The 23,189-nt window shown below is 71.5% G+C and carries 23 protein-coding genes; 10 read left to right on the plus strand and 13 right to left on the minus strand.

Going from position 1 to position 23,189, the window contains the following annotated elements:
• Window positions 1–32: 32 nt before the first annotated feature.
• Together MZC64_RS16490 and MZC64_RS16495 are read right to left on the minus strand one after the other, a co-directional pair.
• Complete coding sequence (locus MZC64_RS16490; RefSeq protein WP_247758263.1) at window positions 33–1,406, minus strand: amino acid permease; 1,374 nt, start codon at window positions 1,404–1,406, stop codon at window positions 33–35.
• 215 nt (window positions 1,407–1,621) lie between these two features.
• Window positions 1,622–2,815: a PLP-dependent aspartate aminotransferase family protein gene (locus MZC64_RS16495; RefSeq protein WP_247757589.1), complete on the minus strand. Its 1,194-nt coding sequence runs from the start codon at window positions 2,813–2,815 to the stop codon at window positions 1,622–1,624.
• A gap of 75 nt (window positions 2,816–2,890) precedes the next feature.
• On the opposite strand from MZC64_RS16495, the gene MZC64_RS16500 reads away from it, so the two are divergent.
• The 3 genes from MZC64_RS16500 to MZC64_RS16510 all read left to right on the plus strand — a co-directional run bounded on the left by MZC64_RS16500 (window position 2,891) and on the right by MZC64_RS16510 (window position 4,822).
• Window positions 2,891–3,364: an Lrp/AsnC family transcriptional regulator gene (locus tag MZC64_RS16500; RefSeq protein ID WP_374205752.1), complete on the plus strand. Its 474-nt coding sequence runs from the start codon at window positions 2,891–2,893 to the stop codon at window positions 3,362–3,364.
• A 52-nt stretch (window positions 3,365–3,416) separates the two neighbouring features.
• Window positions 3,417–3,995: a DUF4190 domain-containing protein gene (locus MZC64_RS48685; RefSeq protein WP_308301015.1), complete on the plus strand. Its 579-nt coding sequence runs from the start codon at window positions 3,417–3,419 to the stop codon at window positions 3,993–3,995.
• Between the two features lie 65 nt (window positions 3,996–4,060).
• The gene (locus MZC64_RS16510) at window positions 4,061–4,822 is read left to right on the plus strand and encodes a DUF4190 domain-containing protein (RefSeq protein ID WP_247757591.1); all 762 of its coding nucleotides are present in this window, start codon (window positions 4,061–4,063) and stop codon (window positions 4,820–4,822) included.
• On the opposite strand, the gene MZC64_RS16515 is transcribed toward MZC64_RS16510, so the two are convergent.
• On the minus strand, window positions 4,819–5,127 hold the full coding sequence (locus MZC64_RS16515; protein WP_247757592.1) for an AzlD domain-containing protein: 309 nt from the start codon (window positions 5,125–5,127) through the stop codon (window positions 4,819–4,821). The genes MZC64_RS16510 and MZC64_RS16515 overlap by 4 nt on opposite strands.
• Window positions 5,124–5,768 (minus strand): AzlC family ABC transporter permease, encoded by a 645-nt coding sequence (locus MZC64_RS16520; protein ID WP_308301016.1) that lies wholly within the window; start codon window positions 5,766–5,768, stop codon window positions 5,124–5,126. Before MZC64_RS16520 ends, MZC64_RS16515 begins: the two co-directional genes overlap by 4 nt.
• Before the next feature lie 114 nt (window positions 5,769–5,882).
• Between MZC64_RS16520 and MZC64_RS16525 the strand changes: the two genes are divergently transcribed.
• Window positions 5,883–6,449, plus strand: coding sequence for a helix-turn-helix domain-containing protein (locus MZC64_RS16525; protein WP_247757594.1), 567 nt, complete (start codon window positions 5,883–5,885; stop codon window positions 6,447–6,449).
• A gap of 83 nt (window positions 6,450–6,532) precedes the next feature.
• Here MZC64_RS16525 and pdxS read toward each other — a convergent pair whose 3' ends face one another.
• Window positions 6,533–7,432, minus strand: a complete 900-nt coding sequence (gene pdxS, locus MZC64_RS16530) for a pyridoxal 5'-phosphate synthase lyase subunit PdxS (RefSeq protein WP_308301017.1) — start codon at window positions 7,430–7,432, stop codon at window positions 6,533–6,535.
• Between the two features lie 158 nt (window positions 7,433–7,590).
• Window positions 7,591–8,106 (minus strand): pyridoxamine 5'-phosphate oxidase family protein, encoded by a 516-nt coding sequence (locus MZC64_RS16535; protein WP_247757595.1) that lies wholly within the window; start codon window positions 8,104–8,106, stop codon window positions 7,591–7,593.
• Between the two features lie 127 nt (window positions 8,107–8,233).
• Between MZC64_RS16535 and MZC64_RS16540 the strand changes: the two genes are divergently transcribed.
• Window positions 8,234–10,318 (plus strand): elongation factor G-like protein EF-G2, encoded by a 2,085-nt coding sequence (locus MZC64_RS16540; protein ID WP_247757596.1) that lies wholly within the window; start codon window positions 8,234–8,236, stop codon window positions 10,316–10,318.
• A 123-nt stretch (window positions 10,319–10,441) separates the two neighbouring features.
• Here the strand turns inward: MZC64_RS16540 and MZC64_RS16545 are convergent, their stop codons facing one another.
• The 6 genes from MZC64_RS16545 to thrS form a co-directional block, all read right to left on the minus strand.
• Window positions 10,442–11,569, minus strand: coding sequence for a glycosyltransferase family 4 protein (locus MZC64_RS16545; protein WP_247758269.1), 1,128 nt, complete (start codon window positions 11,567–11,569; stop codon window positions 10,442–10,444).
• Window positions 11,566–12,417, minus strand: a complete 852-nt coding sequence (locus MZC64_RS16550; RefSeq protein WP_247757597.1) for a phosphatidylinositol mannoside acyltransferase — start codon at window positions 12,415–12,417, stop codon at window positions 11,566–11,568. Before MZC64_RS16550 ends, MZC64_RS16545 begins: the two co-directional genes overlap by 4 nt.
• Window positions 12,414–13,022: a phosphatidylinositol phosphate synthase gene (gene pgsA / locus MZC64_RS16555; protein ID WP_247757598.1), complete on the minus strand. Its 609-nt coding sequence runs from the start codon at window positions 13,020–13,022 to the stop codon at window positions 12,414–12,416. Before pgsA ends, MZC64_RS16550 begins: the two co-directional genes overlap by 4 nt.
• Before the next feature lie 94 nt (window positions 13,023–13,116).
• Window positions 13,117–13,668, minus strand: coding sequence for an HIT domain-containing protein (locus MZC64_RS16560; protein ID WP_247757599.1), 552 nt, complete (start codon window positions 13,666–13,668; stop codon window positions 13,117–13,119).
• A 10-nt stretch (window positions 13,669–13,678) separates the two neighbouring features.
• The gene (locus MZC64_RS16565; RefSeq protein WP_247757600.1) at window positions 13,679–16,171 is read right to left on the minus strand and encodes a PEP/pyruvate-binding domain-containing protein; all 2,493 of its coding nucleotides are present in this window, start codon (window positions 16,169–16,171) and stop codon (window positions 13,679–13,681) included.
• Window positions 16,172–16,356: 185 nt separating this feature from the next.
• The gene (gene thrS / locus MZC64_RS16570; RefSeq protein WP_247757601.1) at window positions 16,357–18,453 is read right to left on the minus strand and encodes a threonine--tRNA ligase; all 2,097 of its coding nucleotides are present in this window, start codon (window positions 18,451–18,453) and stop codon (window positions 16,357–16,359) included.
• 58 nt (window positions 18,454–18,511) lie between these two features.
• Here thrS and MZC64_RS16575 point away from each other — a divergent pair, with 58 nt between their 5' ends.
• Window positions 18,512–19,195, plus strand: coding sequence for a TetR/AcrR family transcriptional regulator (locus tag MZC64_RS16575; protein ID WP_247757602.1), 684 nt, complete (start codon window positions 18,512–18,514; stop codon window positions 19,193–19,195).
• On the opposite strand, the gene MZC64_RS16580 is transcribed toward MZC64_RS16575, so the two are convergent.
• On the minus strand, window positions 19,192–19,788 hold the full coding sequence (locus MZC64_RS16580; protein WP_247757603.1) for a dihydrofolate reductase family protein: 597 nt from the start codon (window positions 19,786–19,788) through the stop codon (window positions 19,192–19,194). The two genes, MZC64_RS16575 and MZC64_RS16580, sit on opposite strands and share 4 nt — an antisense overlap.
• A 256-nt stretch (window positions 19,789–20,044) precedes the next feature.
• Between MZC64_RS16580 and MZC64_RS16585 the strand changes: the two genes are divergently transcribed.
• The 4 genes from MZC64_RS16585 (at window position 20,045) to MZC64_RS16600 (ending at window position 23,174) form a co-directional block, all read left to right on the plus strand.
• The gene (locus MZC64_RS16585) at window positions 20,045–20,722 is read left to right on the plus strand and encodes a biliverdin-producing heme oxygenase (RefSeq protein ID WP_247757604.1); all 678 of its coding nucleotides are present in this window, start codon (window positions 20,045–20,047) and stop codon (window positions 20,720–20,722) included.
• A 123-nt stretch (window positions 20,723–20,845) separates the two neighbouring features.
• A complete protein-coding gene (locus tag MZC64_RS16590; protein ID WP_247757605.1) occupies window positions 20,846–21,790 on the plus strand; it encodes a hypothetical protein in 945 nt (314 codons plus the stop codon).
• Between the two features lie 24 nt (window positions 21,791–21,814).
• Complete coding sequence (locus tag MZC64_RS16595; RefSeq protein ID WP_247757606.1) at window positions 21,815–22,723, plus strand: LysR family transcriptional regulator; 909 nt, start codon at window positions 21,815–21,817, stop codon at window positions 22,721–22,723.
• A gap of 61 nt (window positions 22,724–22,784) precedes the next feature.
• Window positions 22,785–23,174 (plus strand): septal ring lytic transglycosylase RlpA family protein, encoded by a 390-nt coding sequence (locus tag MZC64_RS16600; protein ID WP_247757607.1) that lies wholly within the window; start codon window positions 22,785–22,787, stop codon window positions 23,172–23,174.
• Window positions 23,175–23,189 lie beyond the last annotated feature (15 nt).

The following is a 23,189-nucleotide window of genomic DNA, read 5'->3' on the forward strand; positions in this document are numbered from 1 at the left end:
TGCTGGAACCGTTGCTTGCTGGTCCTACCAGCTTATTCGCCCGCGATCGGCTCCCGAACCGGGGTGCTCTCCTTGGCCTTGCCCGCCGCGGCGGCGACCGCCTGGTTGCGGCGGCTGACCAGCTTCCAGCCCACGAACAGCACCAGCGCGATGATCGGCATCGAATAGAACGCGATCCGCTCGGCGCCCTCGGTGAAGGCCATCAGGACCAGCACCAGCACCAGGAAGCCGATGCTGAGCCAGCTGGTGTACGGCGCGCCCGGCATCCGGAACTCGCTGCGCGGCAGCTCGCCCTTGTCCGCCTTGCGGCGCAACCGGATCTGGCAGTACAGCAGGGTGATCCAGGTGGTGATCACGCCGAGGCTGGCCACCGCGATGGCGATGTCGAATGCCTCCTTGGGCACCAGGTAGTTCAGCACCACGCCGAAGAGGTAGACGATCGCGGTGAACAGGATGCCGCCGTAGGGCACGTGCCGGGCGGACATCTTGCCGGTGAACTTGGGCGCCTCGCCCTTCTGCGCCAGCGAGCGCAGGATGCGGCCGGTGGAGTACAGCCCCGAGTTGCACGAGGACAGCGCCGCGGTCAGCACGACCGCGTTCATCACATCGCCCGCGCCGGGGATGCCCAGCCGGGTGAACACGGTGACGAACGGGCTCTCCGCGCCGGAGTACAGCGTCCACGGCAGCACCATGGCCAGCAGCAGCACCGAGCCGATGTAGAAGATGCCGATCCGCCACACCACGCCGTTGATCGCCTTGGGCAACACCTTGCGCGGGTCCTTGGTCTCACCGGCGGCGATGCCGACCAGCTCGATCGCGGAGTAGGCGAAGATGACCGCCTGCAGGCTCATCAGCACCACGCCCACGCCATTGGGCAGGAAGCCCTCGTGCGCGGTCAGGTTGGACACGGACGCGGTCGTCCCGCCGACATCGGCCGAGGTCAGCACCAGCGCGAGGCCGGTGAACAGGAAGACGATGATCGCCAGCACCTTGATGACGGAGAACCAGAACTCCAGTTCGCCGAACAGCTTCACCGACAGCAGGTTGACCAGCAGCAGCACGGCCAGCGCGACCAGCGCGGTGATCCACTGCGGCACGTCGGGCAGCCAGCGGTGCACGTAGATGGCCACCGCGGTGATCTCCGCGATGCCGGTCATGGCCCAGTTGACCCAGTACATCCAGCCGCTGGTGAAGCCGGCCCACGGACCCACGAACTCGCGGGCGTACTCCACGAAGCTGCCCGCGGTGGGCCGGTGCATGACCAGCTCCCCCAGCGCGCGCATCACGAAGAACGCGGCGATGCCGCAGGCCGCGTAGGCCAGGACCAGTCCTGGACCGGACGTGGCGAGCCTGCCGCCCGCGCCCAGGAACAGGCCGACGCCGATGGCGCCGCCGATCGCGATCATCTGGACCTGGCGGTTGGACAACGTCTTGACGTATCCGTCGTCGTCAGGCTGGCCCGGTTTGGTGTCGAGCTCCGGCGCGGAAGCCACGCGGCGCCCCTCTCTATCCTCGATTACAGATATCCGGGGCCCACACTGTGGAATCACGTAACAGGCCCCGTTGCCCTCTGAAGCGGGGACGATATCGCCATCGAGTGTGCACAAAGCTATAGCGTTCGCTAGGACGTAATGGGAATCACGTTGATTCTTATGAGAACCTCAAGTGCGGCATCAAGATCGCTCCACAGGTCCTCGACGTCCTCCAGACCCACCGAGACACGCACCAGTCTGGGGCTGATTCCGCAGGCCAGACGGTCTGTGTCGGGGACAAGACGGTGGGTCAGCGCGGCCGGTCGCTCCACCAGGGAATCGACCGAACCGAGGCTCACCGCATGGGTGAAAAGGCGGAGTTTCGCCAGCATGGCATCCGATTCTTCGAATGTCTCGAAGGAGAGCACCGCGCCGGGCCCGCGGAGCTGTCTGCCCAGCACACCGTGCGGATCGGAACCGGCCAGTCCCGGATAATGGACCTTCGCCACTGCCGGGTGAACGCTGAGCCTGGCGGCGAGTTCGGCGGCGGTGCGCTGGGCCGCCTCCACCCGCAGCGGCAGTGTGGCCAGGCCGCGGTGCAGCAGGTAGGCCGACATCGGGTGCAGCAGCGCGCCGGTGGCCACGCGCAGGCTGCGGATCGCCGCGGCCTGCTCGGCGGGGGCGGCCACGATGCCGCCCATGGCGTCGCCGTGGCCGCCGAGGTACTTGGTGGCCGAGTGCAGCACGTAGGTGGCGCCGTGCGCGGCCGGGTTCTGCAGCACCGGGGTGGCGAAGGTGTTGTCCACCAGCACCGGCACGCCCCCGGCCGCGGCTACCAGGGCGTCCAGGTCCACCAGGTCCAGGGTCGGGTTGGCCGGGGTCTCCGCGATCACCAGGCCGGTGTCCGGCCGGATCGCCGCGGCCACCCCGGCGGCCTCGGCGAAGGTGACCTCCACGCCGAGGATTCCGCTGGTCAGCAGGTGGTCGGTGCCGCCGTAGAGCGGGCGCAGCGCGACCACGTGCTTGCGGCCGGTGGTCAGGCAGGCGGCCTGCACGGTGGCGACCAGGGCGGCCATGCCGCTGCCGAAGGCGACCGCGTCCGGCAGCCCTTCGAGTTCGGCCAGCGCGCGCTCGAACCGGGACACGGTCGGGTTGATCAGCCGCCCGTACACCGGCGAGCCGGCCGTCGGCGCGCCCTCGGCCAGTTCCAGCAGGGCCCGTTCGCCTGCGTCGGCGTCGGTGAGCGGGTAGGTGGTGGACAGGTCGATCGGCAGGGCGTGCACGCCGAGGGCGGTCAACTCGTCCCGGCCGGCGTGCACGGCTCGGGTGTGGATGCTGCGCATGGCTCGGATCGTGACGCAATCGTCGGCGTCTCTGGGTAGATTGCGAATCCTGTTCGGCGAAGTGAGGTGAGGTCCGTGCTGGATGCGGTGGACGCGGCCATCGTGCAGGAGTTGCAGAACGACGCTCGGCTGCCCAACAAGGACCTGGCCGCGCTGGTGAACCTGGCGCCCTCGACCTGCCTGGTCCGGCACCGGGCGCTGCGTGAGCGCGGGGTGCTCACCGGGTACCGGGCCGAGGTGGACCTGACCGAGCTGGGCAGGCCGGTGCAGGCGATGATCGCGGTGCGGGTGCGCCCGCACACCAGGGCGATCGTGCAGCCCTTCATCGACTTCGCGCTGGCCCTGCCGGAAACCCTTGCCCTGTCCCATGTGGCCGGTCCGGACGATTTCCTGGTGCACGTGGCGGTGGCCGACACCGCGCACCTGCAACGACTGGTGCTGGACTCCTTCACCACCCGCAAGGAGGTCGCCCAGCTGCAGACGCATCTAGTCTTCGAGCACATCCGCAAACGGGCGGTGCCGCCCGCGGAGGGGGCCCTGCTGGGGTGACGTGCGGGCGTTTCGCGGGTGGGCGGGGCGGGCACCGGCTACGGTGCTCGCCGTGTCAGCACCACAGGATCCGGTCCAGCCGCCGTCGCAGGACCCAGCCCCGTACTCCCCGGCCACGGCGGAGCCCCACTACCCCGCGCCGGCGGAACCGCAGTACCCGGTCGCGCCCGAGCCGCAGTACCCGGTGGCCCCGGAGGTGCAGTATCCGGTGACGCCCGAGGTCCAGTACCCGGTCGTGCCCGACGCGCAGTACCAGCCGCAGCCGCCATACCCGGCGCCGATGAGCTACCAGGACTCCGGCGGCTACCAGAAGGCCGCCTACCCCGGGTACCAGCAGCAGGGCTACCCGGGCGGTTACCAGCAGGGCTATCCGCAGGCGTACCCGCAGCAGAAGACCAACGGGATGTCGGTGGCCGCGCTGGTCTGCGGGATCATCCCGTTCTTCATCCTGCCGGTGCTGGGCATCATCTTCGGCGCGGTGGCGCTCAACCAGATCAAGCAGTCCGGCGAACAGGGCCGCGGCATGGCACTGGCCGGACTGGTCGTGGGCTGCGTCTGGGTCGGGTTGTTCCTGTTGTTCTTCCTGATCCCGTTGCTCTTCGTCGGTTCGGTGCCGTTCCTGGTGGGCTGAGCGCGGAACCCGGTTGAGCGGAGCCGGTTTGCCTAGACAGTCGCGGGTAGAGGAAAGTTCGCTCCGTGACAGACCAGCCGAAGCCGGAGCAGCCGGGCCAGCCGGAGCAGCAGCCCAGTCCGGCGCAGTTCTACCCGTCGGCGCCGCCGCCTCCGCCGGAGGCGCCAGCCGGCTACCCGCAGCCGTACCAGCCGTACGGTCAGGCGCCGGTTCCCGGCAACACCAACGGGTTCGCCATCGCGGCGCTGGTGCTGGGCATCATCCCGGGCATCATCACCAACGTGCTCGCGGTGATCTTCGGGCTGGTCTCGCTCAACCAGATCAAGCAGCGGGCCGACCGCGGCAAGGGCATGGCCATCGCCGGGATCGTGGTCGCCGGGGTCTGGCTCGCGCTGTGGGCGACGCTGATCGCGGTCGCGATCAACACCCAGGCCACCCGCAATGAGGCCGGTCAGGTCGTGGACTCCGGACGGCTGAGCGTGTTCAAGCTGAACGTGGGCGACTGCTTCGACGGGGTCAAGGAGGGCAAGGCGATCACCTCGGTGACCGCCCAGCCCTGCGACAAGCCGCACGAGGCCGAGGTCATGGACCGCTTCCCGATGCCGGCCGCGCCCGAGTACCCGGGTGAGGCGAAGGTGACCAGCGACGTGGAGACCGAGTGCAGCGAGCGCCTGGAAGGCATGCTGCCGCCGGCCACCCTGGAGAAGCTGGAGCTGTACTACTTCTACCCGACGGCTTCGTCCTGGCGGACCGGTGATCGCACCGCGGTGTGCGTGGTCACCGGCCAGAAGGGCACCAAGCTGACCGAGAAAATCGCCAAGCGCTAAGGGATTCCGGCCAGCCGGAGTCCGGCGGCAGTGCCCGCGGCGAGCAGCACGACCACCGCGAACGGCAGCTTCCGCCACGCGGCCAGGGCCCCGACCAGCACACCCGCTGGTCGGGCCCAGCCGCTGAAGACCTGCCCGTCCAGCACGGCCTGGGTGAGCACCAGCGCGGACAGCAACGCGATCGCGGCCAGGGCCAGCCCGCGTTGCAGTTTCTCCGAGATTTCCAGGCGGTCCCGCAGGAACGGCCCGGCGGCGCGTAAGGCGTAGGTCCCGCCCGCGAGCACCAGGATGGTCGTCAGCGTCATGCGGCCTTCTTCTTCCAGTTCGGCACGGGCAGGGCGGCGGCCAGGCCGAGCAGGCCCAGCAGCACCGGCAGTCCGGGCGGCAGCAGGGGTGCGGTGGCCACCGCGATCACCCCGCCCAGGATCGCCACCCGGCGCGGGGTCTTGTCCGCCAGCTGCGGCAGGATCAGCGCGAACATGCCGGCCGGGAACACCGCGTCCAGGCCAAAATCCTTGGGATCGCCCACGGCCGAGCCGATCAGCGCGCCGAGCAGCGTGCCGGAGTTCCAGGTGACGAACGCGGCGATGCTGGAGGCCCAGTACACCGCGCGGGCCCGGTCGGGATCCTTCTGCGCCAGCGCGAAGGCCACCGACTGGTCGATCATCAGGTAGCTGCCCAGCATCCTGCTGTACCAGCGACGGCCGAACACCCCGCCCACGGCCAGGCCGAAGGGCAGCAGCCGCGCGTTGACCAGCAACCCGGCCAGCACGGTGGCCAGCGGACCGGCGCCGGCCGCGGCCACCCCGACCGCGGTGAACTGGGCGCCGCCGGCGAAGACCAGTACGGACATCGCCACGGCCAGCCACACGGACAGCCCGGAGGTCACCGCGACCGCCCCGAAGGACATCCCCATCATGCCGCCGGTCAGGGCGGCGGCACTCACATCACGGATGAGTGCGGAGTCAAGTGTTCGCCATATCGAACGCATCGACTCCTATACTGAACACACTAAGGTGCGTTCGTCAACGCGAATACAAGGACCGCTGGAGCGAACACCATGACCGACGCCCGCCCCGGCGGCGCACCCCTGCGCACCATCGCAGCCAACCTGCGCCGCGAACGGGACCGCACCGGCCTCACCCTGACCGAGTTGGCCAAACGAGCCGGCATCGCCAAGTCCACGCTGTCCCAGCTGGAGTCGGCCAGCGGCAACCCGAGCGTGGAGACGTTGTGGGCGCTGGGGGTGGCACTGGGGGTGCCGTTCTCGCGGTTGGTGGAGCCGCCGGTGGCGCAGGTGCGGGTGATCCGGGCCGGGGAGGGGCCGGGGGTGACCTCGGAGCAGGCGGCGTTCGTGGGCACGTTGTTGTCGGCCTGTCCGCCGGGGGCGCGGCGGGATATCTACGTGATCACGATGGAGCCGGGGCAGGCCCGGCTGGCAGATCCGCATATCCCGGGGTCGATCGAGCACGCGGTGGTGAGCAGCGGGCGGCTGCGCTGCGGGCCCGCGGAGAGTTCGGTCGAGCTGGCGCCAGGCGACTACGCGGCCTTCCCCGGCGACGCCCCGCACGTGTACGAGGCTTTGGCGGCAGGGACGTCGTTCGTGCTGGTGATGGAACACATCTGACCGCCCCACCGTACGACTTGGCCCAACCCGTACGCCCAGTTTGCCCAACCCGGCGTACGAGTTGGGCAAACTGGGCGCGGGGGTTACCAGCCTCGGGTGGCGAGGCGCTGGGAGTCGGGGAGGTCGGAGATGTTGATGCCGACCATGGCCTCGCCCAGGCCGCGGGAGACCTTGGCGACGACGTCGGGGTCGTCGTGGAAGGTGGTGGCCTTGACGATGGCCTCGGCGCGCTTGGCCGGGTCGCCGGACTTGAAGATGCCGGAGCCGACGAAGACGCCCTCGGCGCCGAGCTGCATCATCATCGCGGCGTCAGCCGGGGTGGCGATGCCGCCCGCGGTGAACAGGACCACGGGGAGCTTGCCGAGCTGGGCGATTTCCTTGACCAGCTCGTACGGGGCGCGCAGTTCCTTGGCCGCGACGAAGAGTTCCGGCTCGTCCAGCAGGGTCAGTTTGCGGATGTCGGCGCGGATCTGGCGCATGTGCCGGGTCGCCTCGACCACGTTGCCGGTGCCGGCCTCGCCCTTGGAGCGGATCATGGCCGCGCCCTCGCTGATGCGGCGCAGGGCCTCGCCCAGGTTGGTGGCGCCGCAGACGAACGGGACGGTGTAGTCCCACTTGTCGATGTGGTGGGCCTCGTCGGCGGGGGTCAGCACCTCGGACTCGTCGATGTAGTCCACGCCGATCGACTGCAGCACCTGGGCCTCGGCGAAGTGGCCGATGCGGGCCTTGGCCATGACCGGGATGGACACGGCGGCGATGATGCCGTCGATCATGTCCGGGTCGCTCATCCGGGCGACGCCGCCCTGGACCCGGATGTCGGCGGGGACCCGCTCCAGGGCCATCACCGCGACGGCGCCGGCGTCCTCGGCGATCTTGGCCTGCTCCGGGGTGACCACGTCCATGATCACGCCGCCCTTGAGCATCTCGGCCATGCCGCGCTTGACCCGCGCGGTGCCGACGGCCTGGATGTCACTGGAGGTCACTGGTGTCCTGCCCAACTGTGCTCTGAAGTGGGAAAACCCACTCCGGTGGATGACTGGGAACCACATGCTACGTCCGCGCGCGGCCCCTCAAAGTGGCCAATTCCGCGCGATTTGAGCAGGCCAGTTACCCGCGTCACGCCACTCCCCCGGACGGTGGCTCAGCCTGCGCCGAACCGCCAGCGGGTCATGCTCTCCCCGTCCCGCGCCCAGCCGAAGACCACCCGCGGCCGCACCAGGTAGGCCGGGCCGCCCTGACCGCCCTCGCCGGCCAGCCGCCCGTCGGCCAGGTGCAGGGTCCAGCGGTACTTCTCGCGCAGGGCCTCGGCCAGCCGCAGCAGGTCCAGCTGGGCGGTGACCAGGGCGGCCTCGCCCTCCACGATGACCACCTCGTCGCCGCTTTCCAGGTGCACGCTGATCTCCCGGCTCACCGCCAGGTTGCGCACCGCGGCCGACCCGGTCACGAAGCAGAAACCCGCTGGTAGCCACACCCCCCACACCGGCCGGGTGTGCGGTCGCCTGCCCGCGCTCGCGGTGGCGATCCAGTAGTTGCGGGCGTCCTCCAGGCGGTAGCGCGCCCAGTCCCAGTCGAGCAGGTGCGCGCCGGTGGCCCGGACACCGCCGCGGCTGGGCCGGGAGGTGCGCGGACGGGGCAGCGGGGTCAGCAGCTCACTCATCACCGCAATTAGTACTCCCGGATGGTGCGCGCGCCCTGGGGTGGACGCCACCGGGGCATCGGGTGTGAGATCGGACACATCCAACGCGCGGTCGGATCAGGCCGGCCGTTCGGGAGGTGGAAGTGCCATGGGCACCAAGCACACGGACAACGGCCATGCCGGCGGCCAGGTCGCTGTAGCCGACCCCACCAAGGTGCGCAACGTCGTGCTGGTCGGACCGTCGGGTTCCGGGAAGACCACGCTCACCGAGGCGTTGCTGGCGGCGGCGGGGGTGATCAACCGCACCGGCTCGGTCACCGAGGGGACCACGGTGTGCGACCACGATCCGGCGGCGGTGCGGCAGCAGCGTTCGGTCGGGCTGTCGGTGGCCCCGTTCCTGCACCGCGAGGTCAAGGTCAACCTGATCGACACCCCGGGGTACGCGGATTTCGTCGGTGAGCTGCGCGCCGGGTTACGCGCCGCCGACGCCGCGCTGTTCGTGGTGTGCGCGGCCGAGGGCGTGGACGCGGCCACGGTGACGCTGTGGCAGGAGTGCGCCGCGGTGGGCATGCCGCGCGCGGTGGTCATCGCCCGCTGTGACCACCAGCGCGCCGACATCGACGCGGAGATCGCCGCCTGCCGGGAAGCCTTCGGCGAGGGCGTGCTGCCGCTGTACCTGCCGCTGCGGGCAGGCGGCGAGGTGTCCGGGCTGGTCGGGTTGATCACCGGCACGCCCCCGGCGGAGATGGCCGAGGAGTTCGCCGCGGCCAGGGACACGCTGATCGAGGGGATCATCGCCGAGAGCGAGGACGAGTCCCTGATGGAGCGCTACCTGGAGGGCGAGGACCTGGACCAGGGGGTGCTGATCGCCGATCTGGAGACCGCGGTGGCCCGCGGTTCCTTCCACCCGGTGATCCCGGTCTGCGCCACCACCGGCCTCGGCGTGCCGGAGTTGCTGGAGATGCTGACCAGGGCCTTCCCCTCCCCCGCCGAGCACGAACCGCCCGAGGTGACCAGCACCGACGGCATCCCGCGCCCCCGCCTGGCCGCCGACCCGGACGGGCCCCTCGTCGCCGAGGTGGTGCGCACCGCGGTGGACTCCTACGTCGGCCGGGTCTCCCTGGTGCGGGTGTTCTCCGGGACGTTGCGGCCGGAGCGGCCGGTGCACATCTCCGGGCACGGCATGGCCGACCGCGGGCACGAGGACCACGACAGCGACGAACGGGTCGCGCACGTCTACTCGCCGCTGGGCGCGACTTTGCGCGAGGTGCCTTACTGCGTGGCCGGGGACCTGTGCGCGCTGACCAAGCTCACCTCCGCCGAGACCGGGGACACCGTGTCCGCGCCGGAGGATCCGCTGCTGGTGCGCCCGTGGGACATGCCGGAGCCGTTGCTGCCGGTGGCGGTGCTGGCCCGCACCCGCAGCGATGAGGACACCCTGGCGCGCAACCTGGCCAAGCTCGCCGCGAGCGATCCGACGCTGCGGCTGGAGCGCAACGCCGAAACCCATCAGCTGGTGCTGTGGTGCATGGGCGAGGCGCACGCGGACGTGGTGCTGCAACGGCTGCGGGCCGGTGGCGCGGAGGTGGACACCGAGGATGTGCGGGTGCCGCTGCGGGAGACCTTCGCCAAGGCGGGCAGGGGACACGGGCGGCATGTGAAGCAGTCCGGCGGGCACGGCCAGTACGCGGTGTGCGATCTGGTGATCGAGCCGCTGCCGCGCGGGTCGGGGCTGGAGTTCGTGGACAAGGTGGTCGGCGGTTCGGTGCCGCACCAGTTCATCCCGAGTGTGGAGAAGGGGGTGCGCGCCCAGATGGCCAGGGGTTTGCAGTCCGGCTATCCGGTGGTGGACCTGCGGGTGAGTCTGGTCGACGGCAAGGCGCACAGCGTGGACTCCTCCGACGCGGCGTTCCAGACCGCGGCCTCGCTGGCGATGAAGGAGGCGGCGGCCGCGGCCGGGATCGCGTTGCTGGAGCCACTGGACGAGGTCGCGGTGCTGCTGCCCGATGACCACCTGGGCACCGTGCTGGGCGATCTGTCCGGCCGCCGCGGCCGGGTGCTGGGCACCGAGGCGTCCGGGTCGGGGCGGACGCTGGTGCGCGCGGAGGTGCCGTGCACGGAGTTGTTGCGCTACGCCATCGATCTGCGGTCGCTGACCTCGGGCACCGCGACCTTCACCCGCCGTTTCGTCCGCTACGACCCACTGCCGGAGGCCATCGCCGCGAAACTGTGAGACCGCCTGGTCTGGTTCGGCGCTGCCGTCGCCGGTAGCGTCGAACCCTGGAGCACGCGGGCGGAGGATGGTCCGGCAGTTCGCGATCGATCCGGAGCTGGAGCCGTGGCTGGTGCACCGCGGTCAGTGACTGGGCACGGTGGTGTTCGGTCGCGAAGGCGCGCACTGGCTGACCGTGGTGGCCGGGCATGAGCGGTCGGGACCGGCCAGCGCGGACCGGTAGACCGCGTCGAGCTTTCCGGCCACCTCGGCCCAGTCGTATCGCCGGACCCGGATCCGCCCGGCCGCCGACAGTCGCGCCCGGCGCCCTGGATCGGCCAGCAGCATGGCGATTTTCCCTGCCAGGGCAACGGAATCGCCGACCGGGAAGGTCTCGCCCGCGCCGCCGAGCACCTCGGTGAAGGCGGCCAGGTCGCTGGCGAGCACGGGCGCGCCGGCGGCCATGGCCTCGGTGAGGACCATGCCGAAGCTCTCGCCGCCGAGGTTGGGCGCGCAGTAGAGGTCCAGGCCGCGCAGCAGGCGGGCTTTGGTGGCGTCGTCGACCTGGCCGAGCAGGGTGATCCGGGCGGACAGGGCCGGGCCGGCGGCGCGGTGCAGGGCCGCGGGGTTGCCGGTGCCCGCGATGACCAGGTTCAGGTCCGGGTGGGTGGGCAGCAGGTGGCACGCGGCGGACAGCAGGACCGGCAGGCCCTTGCGGGGTTCGTCGTAGCGGCCGAGGAAGCCGATCGCGCCGGGTGGCAGCGGCAGTGGGGTGGCCCTGGCGAAGCGGGCGGCGTCGACGCCGTTGGGGATCTCGATCATGCCGGGGGTGCTGCGGGCGGTGGCGGAGACCGCGATCCGGGTGGTGACGCGGCGCAGCAGTGGCCGCAGCAACGGGTGGCCCGCGGCCGGGGAACTGGTGTGGAAGGTGGCCACCACCGGGCAGTCGGCCTGGGTGAGGGCGAGCAGGGACAGGCTGGGGGCGGCGGGTTCATGCAGGTGCAGCAGGTCGGGGCGGTGGGTGCGCAGCCAGCGGCGGACCCGGTGCAGGGCGCGCGGGCCGAAGGCGAGGCGGGCGATGGAGCCGTTGTAGGGGATGCCGAGCGCGCCGCCTGCGGGGGTGACGTAGTCGGGCAGGGCGGCGTGCCGGGCGGGGGCGAGCACGGCGACCTGGTGGCCGCGGTGGCGGAGTTCGCGGGCCAGCTCGAGGACGTGGGTCTGCACGCCGCCGGGCACGTCGAAGGAGTAGGGACAGACCAGGCCGATCTTCACCGCCGGTCGGTCCACACCGGGTGCAGCATGTGCCAGTCGGCGGGGTGCCGGGCCAGGTCGGCGGCGAAGACCCCGGCCAGCCGCTGGGTGGTCTCGGCGACGCCGGTGACCGGCAGCGCGGGGTGGAAGCGCAGGCCCCAGCCGTGCCGGGTGAACCAGGTGGCGGCGGGCAGCAGGGCGGCGCCGGTGAGTGCGGCCAGGTGCGCGGGCCCGCCGGGCAGCCGGGCGGGTGCGCCGAAGAAGGTGACCGGCACGCCCGCGCCGGTGAGCACCCGGTCGGCCAGGAGGCAGACGATCCGGTTGGCGCGCAGGCGTTCCAGCAGCAGTCGTCCGGGTGGGGCGCCGCCGGTGAGCGGCAGGATCTCGAAGCCGAGGGATTCGCGGTAGGCGGTGAAGCGGCGGTACAGCGATTCGGGGCGCAGGCGTTCGGCGACGGTGGTGAACCGGCCGGCGTGCCCGGTCAGCCACACGCCGGCGATGTCCCAGTTCCCGCTGTGCGGCATGGCCAGGACCACGCCGCGCCCGGCGGCCAGCGCGGTGTCGAGGTGCTCGACGCCGGTGGTGGTGATCCGGCGGCGGATGGCGGGCAGGTCCTGGGCGGGCAGGCGGAAGGTCTCGGCCCAGTAGCGGCCGTAGGAGCGCAGGCCGGCGCGGACGGTGGCGTCCAGGCGGTCGGGGGGCACGATCCGGGCCAGGTTGGCGCGCAGCCGGTGGCCGGGGCCGAGGTGGGCGGCGCACTGGGCGAGGGTGGCGAACAGGTGCCGGGCGAGGGGGTCGGGCAGGGCGCGGGTGAGCCGCCAGGCCGCCGCGTAACCGGTGTCCAGTGCCCGGTCGCGGGCAGCGGTCACGGAGTCGCCTTGGCGCTGCGGTAGACCGCGTGCAGCCGCTGGCCGACGGTGAGCAGGGACAGCGCGGCCAGGGACCACAGCGCGATGTCCAGGGCGTAGGGCACGTCCAGGCCGGTGAGGCCGGTGCCGACCAGGGCCAGGATGAGTCGTTCGGCGCGTTCGACCAGGCCGCCGTCGGCGGAGAGCCCGGTGGCTTCGGCGCGAGCTTTGACGTAGGAGATGACCTGCGCGGTGACCAGGCACAACAGGGCCGCCGCGCCGAGGGCCCGGTCGTGTGCCTCGACAAAGGCCCACCAGGCGATGGCGGCGAACAGGGCGCCGTCGGCGATCCGGTCGCAGCTGGCGTCCAGGACCGCGCCGAAGCGGGTGCCGTTGCCCTGGGCGCGGGCCATCGCGCCGTCGATGAGGTCGAACAGGGTGAACACGGTGACCACCAGGGTGCCCACCAGCAGCTGGCCGCGCGGGAAGAACCACAGTGCGGAGAGCACCGTCCCGGCGGTGCCGAAGACGGTGATCGCGTTGGGGGTCAGCCCGCGGCGCAACAGCCAGGAGCCGACCGGGTCGGTGACGCGCGAGACCGACGCGCGGGCGAAGATGTTCAGCATCGGCTGTTCGGCATCGACTTTCGGTGACCCCGTGGGCAACAAAGAACCTGGTGACGCCAGCCTAACCGGCCGGTAGCCCAGGTACCTGACGCGGCTAGCCGACCTCGTCCCAGGCCCCGGCGAGCAGTTCCCTGGTCTCGCCGAGCAGCTGTGGCAGCACCTTGGTGTGCGCGACCACCGGCATGAAGTTGGCGTCCCCGCCCCAGCGCGGCACCACGTGCTGGTGCAGGTGCGCGGCGATGCCGGCTCCGGCCACGGTGCCCTGGTTCATGCCGATGTTGAAGCCGTGCGGGGCGGCGGCGTGCCGGATGACCCGCATGGCGCGCTGGGTGAACTCGGCGAACTCGATGGTCTCGGCCGGGTCCAGGTCGGTGTAGTCGGGGATGTGCCGGTAGGGCAGCACCATCAGGTGGCCGGGGTTGTACGGGTACAGGTTGAGCACCGCGAACACCAGCCTGCCGCGGGCGATGACCAGGCCGTTCGGGTCGTCCAGCTGGGTGACCTGGCAGAACGGGCAGCCCGTCGCCTCGGCGTCGGCGGGCTTGCCCTCGCCGCGGATGTAGGCCATCCGGTGCGGGGTCCACAACCGCTGCAACGGGTCGGGGATCCCGATGCCCTCCTGCTCGTCCAGCTCCGGCTCGCCCATGAAATCGATCCTAGGGGGCGGTGTCGATCACGGTGACCGTGCCCTGGCCGCCGTCGACCCGGACCCGGTCCCCGGTGCGCAGCCTGGTGGTGGCGTCGCCGCAGCCCACCACGGCCGGGATGCCGAGTTCGCGGGCGACGATGGCGGCGTGCGAGAGCGGGGCGCCGATATCGGTGACCACGGCGGCGGCGCGGGGGAACAGCGGGGTCCAGCCGATGTTGGTCACCGTGGTCACCAGGATCTCCCCGGGTTGCAGCTGCGCGCCCTCCTCGATCGTGTGGATGAGCCGGACCTGGCCCTCCACCACGCCCGCGACGCCGCCGAAGCCGCGGACCAGGGCGTCCGGGGCGGGTGCGGGGGTGGCGTCGTAGCGGTCGGTGCGGCGGTGCGGGTCGGCGGCCCAGGTGTCCGGGTCGAAGTGGCCGCGGAGCAGGGTCGGGTACAGCGGCAGGGCGCGGTAGTGCTCGTGCGCGGCGCGGCGGGCCGGGATGGTGGCCAGGGGTGCGGGGTCGCCGTGCAGCACCCGCACGGTCTCCTCGATGGACAGGAAGAACAGGTCCTCGCCGTGGCCGGTGAGTTCACCCGCCCGGACCAGGAAGGCGCGGAAGATCCAGAACAGCCGGGCGAACTCGGAGCGGGCCTGTTCCCGGCGGCGGGCGGCGCGGGCGGCCCGGTCCAGCTTCGGCCACAGCTTGGCGGCCTGCTTGGGGTGCCGGGTCTGCAGCCGGTGCCAGGCGGCCTGGCGGAGCTGGGCCTGCCGGGCGAGCAGGGTGGACGGGTCCTGTTCGCCGCTGCCGAGGGTACGCAGCTGTGCCTCGATCCAGGCCGGGGTTTCGGCGGGGCGCGGGATCGAGACCTCGAACTCGTCGGGTCCGCGGTGGCCCCAGGCGGCGGCGTAGGCGTCCCGGTCGAGTCGGCCGGCGCGCAGCTCGGCCAGGCCGAGCACCGGGCCGAGGCTGGCCAGGTCGCCGCCCGCGCCGTGCGCGCCGCTGAGCAGCGCGGTCACCTCGGCAGGGTCCACCAGTTTTTCCAGGCGGGTGCGGACCCGGGTCTGGTCCAGGGCGACGGTGCGGGCGGCGGCGGAGAGCAGGTGCGCGTCGACGCGCAGCACGTGGTCGAGTTCGGTGTCCCAGAGCCGGGCCAGCTCGGCCGATTCCTCGGTTTTGGCGATGCGTTCGCGCAGATCGCGGCCGCGGTCCTGGCCGGTGGCGAGCAGGTCGGGCAGGCGGCGGCGCAGGGTGCGGGCGGTGCCGAATTCACCGAGGGCGGTGCGCAGCGCGAGGCGGATCAGGGTGAACCGGGAGGTGGGCAGCTTGGGCAGGTCGTCGCCGATGCGGCCCCACAGGTTCTCGTTGGCACGGCGCAGGAATCGGCCGGCGCCCACCGCGTCGGCCAGGCCGAGACTGAGGCTGATGTTGAGGTAGAAGCGGCCGCCGATGTTGCCGTTCATCGGGTGCCCGCCGAGGGAGCTGACCGACACCGCGCGCACCAGGGACCAGGTGGCCGGGGTCATCACGCTCGGGATGGCCTCGCCGAGGTTGGCCGAGGTCCACAGGTAGTCGCCCAGCCGGGAGTCGTTCCAGGTCTCGCGGACCACGGTGGTGATCGGGCGGGCCTGCAGGATGGCGAAGCGGCCGTCGTGCCAGGCCCACTCGATGTCGGTGGGGCGGTGGTAGAGCCGGTGGATCCGGCGGCCGAGTTCGGCGAGGTCGCGGGCCTGGTCGTCGGTGAGCACGGGCAGCCAGCGCAGGTCGGTGGGGACCGGTTCGTCGCGGGTGCCCCTGGCCGTGCGGACGGTGCGGACGGTCTTGTCCGCGACCTCGCGGGTGACGACGGTGTCGTTTTTGATCACGTAGGTGTCCGGGGTGACCTGGCCGCCGACCACCGATTCGCCGAGCCCCCAGGCGGCGTTGATCACGAACTCGTCCTGGGCGCCGGTGACCGGGTTGGCGGTGAAGAGCACCCCGGCCGAGTCGGCGGGCACGAGTTCCTGGACCACCACGGCCAGGGCGAGGTCGCCGGTGATGCCGTGCCGGGCGCGGTAGCCGATGGCGCGGGCGGTCCAGAGCGAGGCCCAGCAGCGGCGGACGGCATCCAGGAGGGCTTCTTCGCCGGTGATGTTGAGGAAGGAGTCCTGCTGGCCGGCGAAGGAGAGGCCGGGGAGGTCCTCGGCGGTGGCCGAGGAGCGGACCGCGACGGCGGGGCTGCCCAGGTCGGCGTAGGCGGACAGGATCGCGGCGGCGGTGCTCGCGGGGAAGGGGGCGCGGGCGAAGGCGGCGGCGATGGTGGCGGAGGCGTCCTCGGGCTCGGTGGCCAGGGCTTCGCGGATGAGGGTGCTGAGGGGGCCCGCGGTGAAGTCGCGGTAGGCGGTGGTGGTGATGTGGAAGCCGGGTGGGACCGGGATGCCCGCTCTGACCAGGGTGGAGAGGGATTCGCCCTTGCCGCCCGCGGTCGTCAGGTCCGCCTGCTCCGCCCCCAGCGGCAGTACCACGCCAACACTCATGCCTATATGTTGCCAGGCGACACATGCCCGCGCTCGGTTTTGCCCAACCAGCCGTCCACTAGGCCCAACTCGCCGTACAAGTTGGGCCAAACCGGCGTACGAGAACGGCCAACACGCGCGCGGGGTTGAAGACCCTGCCGGCGTGTTGGCCGTTGTCGTACGGGGTTTTGGCCGTTGTGGACGGGTTACTGGGGGAGGAGGGGGGTGACTGTGTCGGCGGTGGGGCTGGTGTTTTCGCGGCGGGCGATCCAGGTGGCGATGAGGTCGACTGCCTGTTCGGTGGGGACGCCGTTGATCTGGGTGCCGTCGCGGAAGCGGAAGGAGACCGCGCCCGCTTCCACGTCCTTGGCGCCGGCCAGGAGCAGGAAGGGCACCTTCTGCGTGGTGTGGTTGCGGATCTTCTTCTGCATGCGGTCGTCGCTGGCGTCCACCTCGGCACGGATCGCCTTGGCGCGCAACGCCTTCTGCACGCCCATGAGGTGGTCCACGTGGTCGTCGGCGATGGGGATGCCGACCACCTGGGTCGGGGCCAGCCACGCCGGGAAAGCGCCGCCGTAGTGCTCGGTGAGGACGCCGAAGAAGCGTTCGATGCTGCCGAAGAGAGCCCGGTGGATCATCACGGGGCGCTGGCGGGAGCCGTCGCCCGCGGTGTACTCCAGCTCGAACCGCTCGGGCAGGTTGAAGTCGACCTGGATGGTGGACATCTGCCAGGTGCGGCCCAGGGCGTCCTTGACCTGCACGGAGATCTTCGGGCCGTAGAAGGCCGCGCCGCCGGGGTCGGGGACCAGTTCCAGGCCGGAGTCCTCGGCGGCGGAGCGCAGCGCCTCGGTGGCGGCGGTCCAGACCTCGTCCGAGCCGACGTACTTCTCCTCGTTGCGGGTGGACAGCTCCAGGTAGAAGTCGTCCATGCCGTAGTCGCGCAGCAGCCCGAGCACGAAGCCGAGCAGGGACTTCAGCTCCTCCTGCACCTGGTCGGGGGTGCAGAAGATGTGCGCGTCGTCCTGAGTCATGCCGCGGACCCGGGTCAGGCCGTGCACCACGCCGGACTTCTCGTACCGGTAGACCGTGCCGAACTCGAACATGCGCAGCGGCAGCTCGCGGTAGGAACGGCCCCTGGACCGGAAGATCAGGTCGTGGAAGGGGCAGTTCATCGGCTTGAGGTAGTAGTCCTGGCCCGGCTTGCGCAGCTTGCCGTCCTCGTCGTACTCGGCGTCCAGGTGCATCGCCGGGTACATGCCGTCGCGGTACCAGTCCAGGTGCCCCGAGGTCTCGAACAGCCCGCCCTTGGTGATGTGCGGGCTGTAGACGAACTCGTAGCCCTCCTCCTCGTGCCGCTGCCGCGAGTAGTCCTCCATCGCCTTGCGGATCACGCCGCCGCGCGGGTGGAACACGGCCAGGCCGGAGCCGATCTCGTCCGGGAAGCTGAACAGGTCCAGCTCCACGCCCAGCTTGCGGTGGTCGCGGCGCTCGGCCTCGGCCAGCAGCTCCAGGTAGCCGTCCTGGGCCTCCTGGGTCTCCCAGGCGGTGCCGTAGATCCGCTGCAGCTGCGGGTTCTTCTCGCTGCCGCGCCAGTAGGCGGCGGCCGAGCGGGTCAGCTTGAACGCCGGGATGTACTTGGTGGTGGGCACGTGCGGGCCGCGGCACAGGTCGGCCCAGACCCGCTCGCCGCTGCGCGGGTCGAGGTTGTCGTAGATGGTCAGCTCGCCGCCGCCGACCTCCATCACCTCAGTGGTGTCCAAGGCGCTGATGCTCGACCCCGCAAGCGAGTCTTCGGAAGACTTGAGGTCGACGAGTTCCAGCTTGTACGGCTCGGCCGCGAGTTCCGTCTTGGCCTCGTCCTGGGAGCCGAACACCCGGCGGGAGAACCGCTGCGCGCCCTTGATGATCTGCTTCATGCGCTTCTCCAGCGCGGTCAGATCCTCCGGGGTGAACGGGCGGGCCACGTCGAAGTCGTAGTAGAAGCCGTCCTTGACCGGCGGGCCGATGCCCAGCTTGGCCTCGGGGAAGAGTTCCTGCACCGCCTGGGCGAGCACGTGCGCGGCGGAGTGCCGGATCACGCTGCGGCCGTCCGCGGACTCGGCGGTGACCGGCTCGACCTCGGTGTCCACGGCCGGGGTCCAGGACAGGTCGCGCAGGTTGCCCTCGGGATCGCGCACCACGACCACGGCCTGGGCCCCCTTGTTCGGGGCTTCCACCTCGCGCAGGGCCGCGCCGGCGGTAGTCCCGGCTGGCACCGTCACACGCGAGGCGAGCACGGCGGGCGCGGGACTGGCTTGGGACACGACGAACTCCTAGGACATCGAGGTCAGGCACCGGGCGCGGCACGCCCGAGGAGCCTCGATGCTATCGGCCGTCCCCGGTCCGGCCTGTGCCGGGCATATCCTGGTCGGTATGCCGAAGATCGTCGGTGGCTCACTGGCCGAGCACCGGGAGCAGACCCGGGAGCGGATCTTCGCCGCCCTGGCCCGGCTGGCAGGCGAACGCGGCTACCACGCGATCACCCTGGCCGAGGTCGCCGCCGCGGCCGAGGTGGGCCGCACCGCGATGTACAACTACTTCCCGGACAAGGAATCGCTGCTGCTGGCCTTCGCCGAGCACGAGACCGGCGGTTACCTGCGTGAGCTGACCGCGGCCCTGGCCGAACTGGACAACCCGGTGGACAAGCTGGCCACCTACGTCCGGCTGCACATCCGGGTCTTCGCCACCCGGCACATGCCGCCCAGCTCGGCGTTGCGGCCACTGCTGTCCGAACAGGGCCGCAGCCGGGTCCTGGACCACGTGGCCGAACTGGAGGCCACGCTGCGCCGGGTCCTGTCCGCCGGGATGGACCAGGGCTACCTGCCCGCGGCCGAGCTGGACGCGCTGGTGCCCCTGGTCACCGCGTGCGTGAGCGGCCGCAGCCTGGCCGGGCTGGACGAACGGGCCCTGGCCGAGGCCACCGAGCACACCGTGGGGTTCGTGCTGCGCGGAGTCGGCGCGCGGCTCGGCCCCGGCGGCAACCCGCGCAGGCTCCCCCGCCGTTAGCTCTCCTGGGCCGGGCGGAAGACGCAGACCTGCACGCCGGTGCTGCCCTTGACCGTGGACACCAGTTCCAGGGGCCGCTTGCCGCCGTCGGCCGGGAAGATCGACTTGCCGCCGCCGAGCAGCACCGGCATCAGGATCAGCCGCAGCTCGTCGACCAGACCGGCGCTGATCAGCGCGCGCACCAGGCTCGGGCTGCCCATGATCAGCAGGTTGCCGCCCTCGCTCGCGCGTAGCTTCCGGATCTCGGCGATGGCCTCCGCGCCCGGGATGAGAGTGGTGTTGTGCCAGGTCAGGTCGGCCTCGCCGAGGGTGCCGGAGACGACGTGCTTGGGGATGGCGTTCATCCGGTCGGCGAAGGGGTCGCCGGCCCGCTCCGGCCACGCCCCGGCCATCACGCTCCAGGTGCGGCGGCCGAACAGCAGCGCGTCGGCGTCCCGCAGCGCCTCGTCGAAGGCCACGCCGACCACCTCGGGGTCGAAGAACGGGCCGGACCAGCCGCCGTGCGCGAACCCGCCGTCGGTGTCTTCCTCGGCGCCGCCGGGGGCCTGCACGACGCCGTCCAGGCTGATGAACTCGCTGACCACGATGCGCATGGGTCCTGCTCCTCTGACTCGCTGCCGGGCTTACGGGAAGAGAGACCGGCGGGCCACCGGAAACTCATCGTGGCACCCGGGTGACCTGGGGCACACTCTCTCGCACCCTGGACAACTTAGGTAAGCCTAACTTAGCCTGGGTGAACACGACGGGATTCTGACACCTCGTCAGGATATTCTGACAACCTGTCGTGAAACCCTTGACCCCCCGTCCGCTCCGGCCGCACACTGGGTCCGGGCGAGGAGGAGGCTGACCGTGTCCGAGAACAGCGAAACCGTTGCACCGCAGCGTTTTTCCACCGAGTTGCGAGCCCGCACCCGCGGTGATCACGCGCAGGCGCAACAACTCCCATACGTGGACGCGATGCTGGCCGGCAAACTCAGCCGCGCCGGGTACGCCGAGATGGTCGCCCAGCAGTACTTCGCCTACTCGGTGCTCGAACAGGCCGCGCAGGTCATGCGAACAGACCCGATCGGGCGACGTTTTGTGCTGCCGGAACTCGACCGGGCGCCCGCGCTGGCCGAGGACCTGGCCTACCTGCTCGGCCTGGACTGGCCGGACCGGATCACCCCGAGCCCGGCCACCCTGCGCTACCTGGACCGGATGCGCGCGGTCTGCTTCGACTGGCCCGGCGGCTTCATCGCGCACCACTACACCCGCTACCTGGGCGACCTCTCCGGCGGCCAGATCATCCAGCGCTGCGTGATCCGCGCCTACGACCTGCCCGGCGACCGCGGCGCCTCCGCCTACACCTTCCCGCTGATCAAGAACGTCAAGCGGTTCAAGGACGGCTACCGGGAGATGCTCGACCTGCTCCCGTTCGACCCGGCCGAGCAGCGCCGGGTGATCGAGGAGGCGATCGTGGCCTACCGGCACAACATCGAGGTCTTCGACGACCTGGGCCGCGACCTGCCCGCTTACCTGGTGGCCTAGCACCCGCGCCTAGCACTTCTGGTGGAGTCCGGGCGGGTTTTGACCCGTTCGGACCACACGACTCACCGGTCTGCGTCAGACTGTGGTGGCTTTCGCCCCCCACGTTTTCCGCAGGAGTACTCGGTGACCTACCCGCCCCAGCAGCCAGGCCCGTACGGCCAGCCCGACCCCTACGGCCAGCAGCCGGGTCAGCCGGGCTGGGGGCAGCAGCCGCCGCAGCAGCCCGGCTACCCGCAGCAGCAGCCCGGCCAGCAGCAGCCCGGCCAGCCGCAGCCCGGTCAGCAGCCGCCCGGGTACCCGCAGACCGGCCCGCAGCCCGGCTTCGGCCAGCAGCCGCCGCCGGGATACGGCCAGCCCGACCCGCAGCAGCAGGGCTGGGGCCAGCCGGGCCAGCCGGGCCAGCCGCAGGACCCGTACAACCAGGGCTACCAGCAGAACCAGCAGTTCGGCGGCTACCAGCAGCCGGGCTACCCGGGTGGCCCGACCCCGCCGAGCGGGCCGAACAAGGGCCTGATCGCCGGGATCGCGGTGGCCGCGGTGGTCATCGTGACCGGCGCGGTGATCGGCGGCATCTACGCCTTCTCCGGGGACGACCCGACCCCGTCCAACACCGCGGCCGCGCAGACCAGCGAGACCAGCGTGACCGCCACCTCGCGGCCGAAGCTGACCACCGGCTCGGTGCGGCCGACCACCGGCGGCGGCAGCGTCGCGCCCACCGGCTCCGACACCGGCGGCGGCGGCGACACCGGCGCCGAGGCGGCCGCGGCCCGCGCGGCGGCGACCGGTTTCGCCGGGGCGTGGCAGAACGACCTGCGCTCCGGCGGCAAGACCCCGGTCTCCGAGTACGCGCCGTTCACCTGCGCGAAGATGGTGGAGAAGCTGACCAAGAACAAGTCGGAGGGCAAGGTCGTCAAGCACGTCCCGGACGCCACGCTCACCGTGGCCAAGGTGATGGCCATGCCGACCACCGGGATCGCCTTCATCGACCTCACCGCCGCCGGCCAGACCCCCGCGAAGCAGCAGCTGTCCCTGGCCAAGGAGGAAGCGGGCTGGAAGGTCTGCGAGTGACCCATCGCGGCGAGGGCTGAGGTCGTGCTCGACCTCCGCCGCCTGCGGATGCTGCGGGCGCTGGCCGACCACGGCACGGTGACGGCGGCCGCGGACGCGTTGTACGTGACGCCGTCCGCGGTCTCCCAGCACCTGGCCGCGCTGGAGACCGAGGTCGGCCAGCCGCTCCTGGAACGCCGCGGCAGGCGGGTCCGGCTCACCGCCGCCGGCGAGCTGTTGCTCAGTCACACCAACACGATCCTGGCCGAACTCGAACGCGCCGAGGCCGCACTGGCCGCGCACGCCAGCGGCCAGAACGGCGAGATCGTGGTGGCCGCCTTCGCCAGCGCCATCGGCCTGCTGGTCGCGCCCACCATCGCCGCGCTGCGCGAACGCGCGCCCGGTGTGCTGGTGCGGGTGCGCGACGCCGAAGGCCACGAGAGCCTGCCGATGCTGATGGACGGCGGCGTCGACCTGGCGGTCGCGGTGGAATACCGCGGCGCGCCCCGCGAGGACGACGAACGGGTGGCCAGGGTCGCCCTCTACGCCGAACCCTTCGACGCCGTGCTCTCCGCCGCCCACCCCCTCGCCCAGGCCGCCGAAGTCCCCCTGGCGGAGCTGGCGGGCGAGGACTGGATCAGCCCCTCCCCCGGCAACCCGGTCTACGACGTGGTCCGGCTGGCCTGCGAACACGCCGGGATCACACCGCGGATCGCGCACTACTCCGCCGATTTCCGCGCCACCGCCGCACTGGCCGGCGCGGGCGCGGGAGTGGCGCTGGTGCCGCGCACCGCGCTGTACGGGGTGCGGCTGACCGGCGCGGTCACCCGGCCCCTGGTCGCGCCGGCCCCGGTGCGCCGGGTCTTCGCCGCCATCCGCCGCGGCGCCGAGACGCGGCCACTGGTGCAGGCAACCCTGGCCGAACTGCGCCGCACCGCCGAGGGACTCGGCTGAATCAAGATCGACTACTCTGGGGCGACCGTCCACGGTGGACGGTCAGCTCGGAGGAAAACCCATGCCACGCCGCCTGTTCCCGTTCCTCGCCGCCACCGCCCTGCTGATGATCAGCCCGGGAGTGGCCGCCGCCGACCCGTCCGGGCCACCGGTCCTGGACTGCAAGGCGTCCTGGTACGGCGTGGAAGGTCAACCCGATCGGATGACCGCCTACGGGGAGAAATTCGACCGGCTGGCCCTGACCACCGGGGCCCGCGACTGGGGCCACAACACGCTGCTGCGGGTCACCTGGACCGGCGCCGAGAAGTCGGTGCAGGTGCGGGTCAACGATTTCAGCCCCAACGCCGAGGCCCACCCGGACCGCTGCGTGAACCTCACCTGGGCCGCCTTCGGCGCCCTCGCCCCGCAGTCGGCGGGAGTGTTGCCGGTGCGCGTCGAACGGCTCAACTGACACATCACTGCCTCG

The sequence above is a fragment of the Crossiella sp. S99.2 genome (assembly GCF_023094165.1).
Classification (GTDB): Bacteria; Actinomycetota; Actinomycetes; order Mycobacteriales; family Pseudonocardiaceae; genus Crossiella.

What these genes read in the sequence shown, in the direction of transcription:
- MZC64_RS16490 (WP_247758263.1), bottom strand. Translation starts at nt 1,406, where the DNA reads ATGATCGCGATCGGCGGCGCCATCGGCGTCGGCCTGTTCCTGGGCGCG.
- MZC64_RS16495 (WP_247757589.1), bottom strand. Translation starts at nt 2,815, where the DNA reads ATGCGCAGCATCCACACCCGAGCCGTGCACGCCGGCCGGGACGAGTTG.
- MZC64_RS16515 (WP_247757592.1), bottom strand. Translation starts at nt 5,127, where the DNA reads ATGACGCTGACGACCATCCTGGTGCTCGCGGGCGGGACCTACGCCTTA.
- MZC64_RS16525 (WP_247757594.1), top strand. Translation starts at nt 5,883, where the DNA reads ATGACCGACGCCCGCCCCGGCGGCGCACCCCTGCGCACCATCGCAGCC.
- MZC64_RS16535 (WP_247757595.1), bottom strand. Translation starts at nt 8,106, where the DNA reads ATGAGTGAGCTGCTGACCCCGCTGCCCCGTCCGCGCACCTCCCGGCCC.
- MZC64_RS16540 (WP_247757596.1), top strand. Translation starts at nt 8,234, where the DNA reads ATGGGCACCAAGCACACGGACAACGGCCATGCCGGCGGCCAGGTCGCT.
- pgsA (WP_247757598.1), bottom strand. Translation starts at nt 13,022, where the DNA reads ATGCTGAACATCTTCGCCCGCGCGTCGGTCTCGCGCGTCACCGACCCG.
- MZC64_RS16560 (WP_247757599.1), bottom strand. Translation starts at nt 13,668, where the DNA reads ATGGGCGAGCCGGAGCTGGACGAGCAGGAGGGCATCGGGATCCCCGAC.
- MZC64_RS16565 (WP_247757600.1), bottom strand. Translation starts at nt 16,171, where the DNA reads ATGAGTGTTGGCGTGGTACTGCCGCTGGGGGCGGAGCAGGCGGACCTG.
- MZC64_RS16575 (WP_247757602.1), top strand. Translation starts at nt 18,512, where the DNA reads ATGCTATCGGCCGTCCCCGGTCCGGCCTGTGCCGGGCATATCCTGGTC.
- MZC64_RS16580 (WP_247757603.1), bottom strand. Translation starts at nt 19,788, where the DNA reads ATGCGCATCGTGGTCAGCGAGTTCATCAGCCTGGACGGCGTCGTGCAG.
- MZC64_RS16600 (WP_247757607.1), top strand. Translation starts at nt 22,785, where the DNA reads ATGCCACGCCGCCTGTTCCCGTTCCTCGCCGCCACCGCCCTGCTGATG.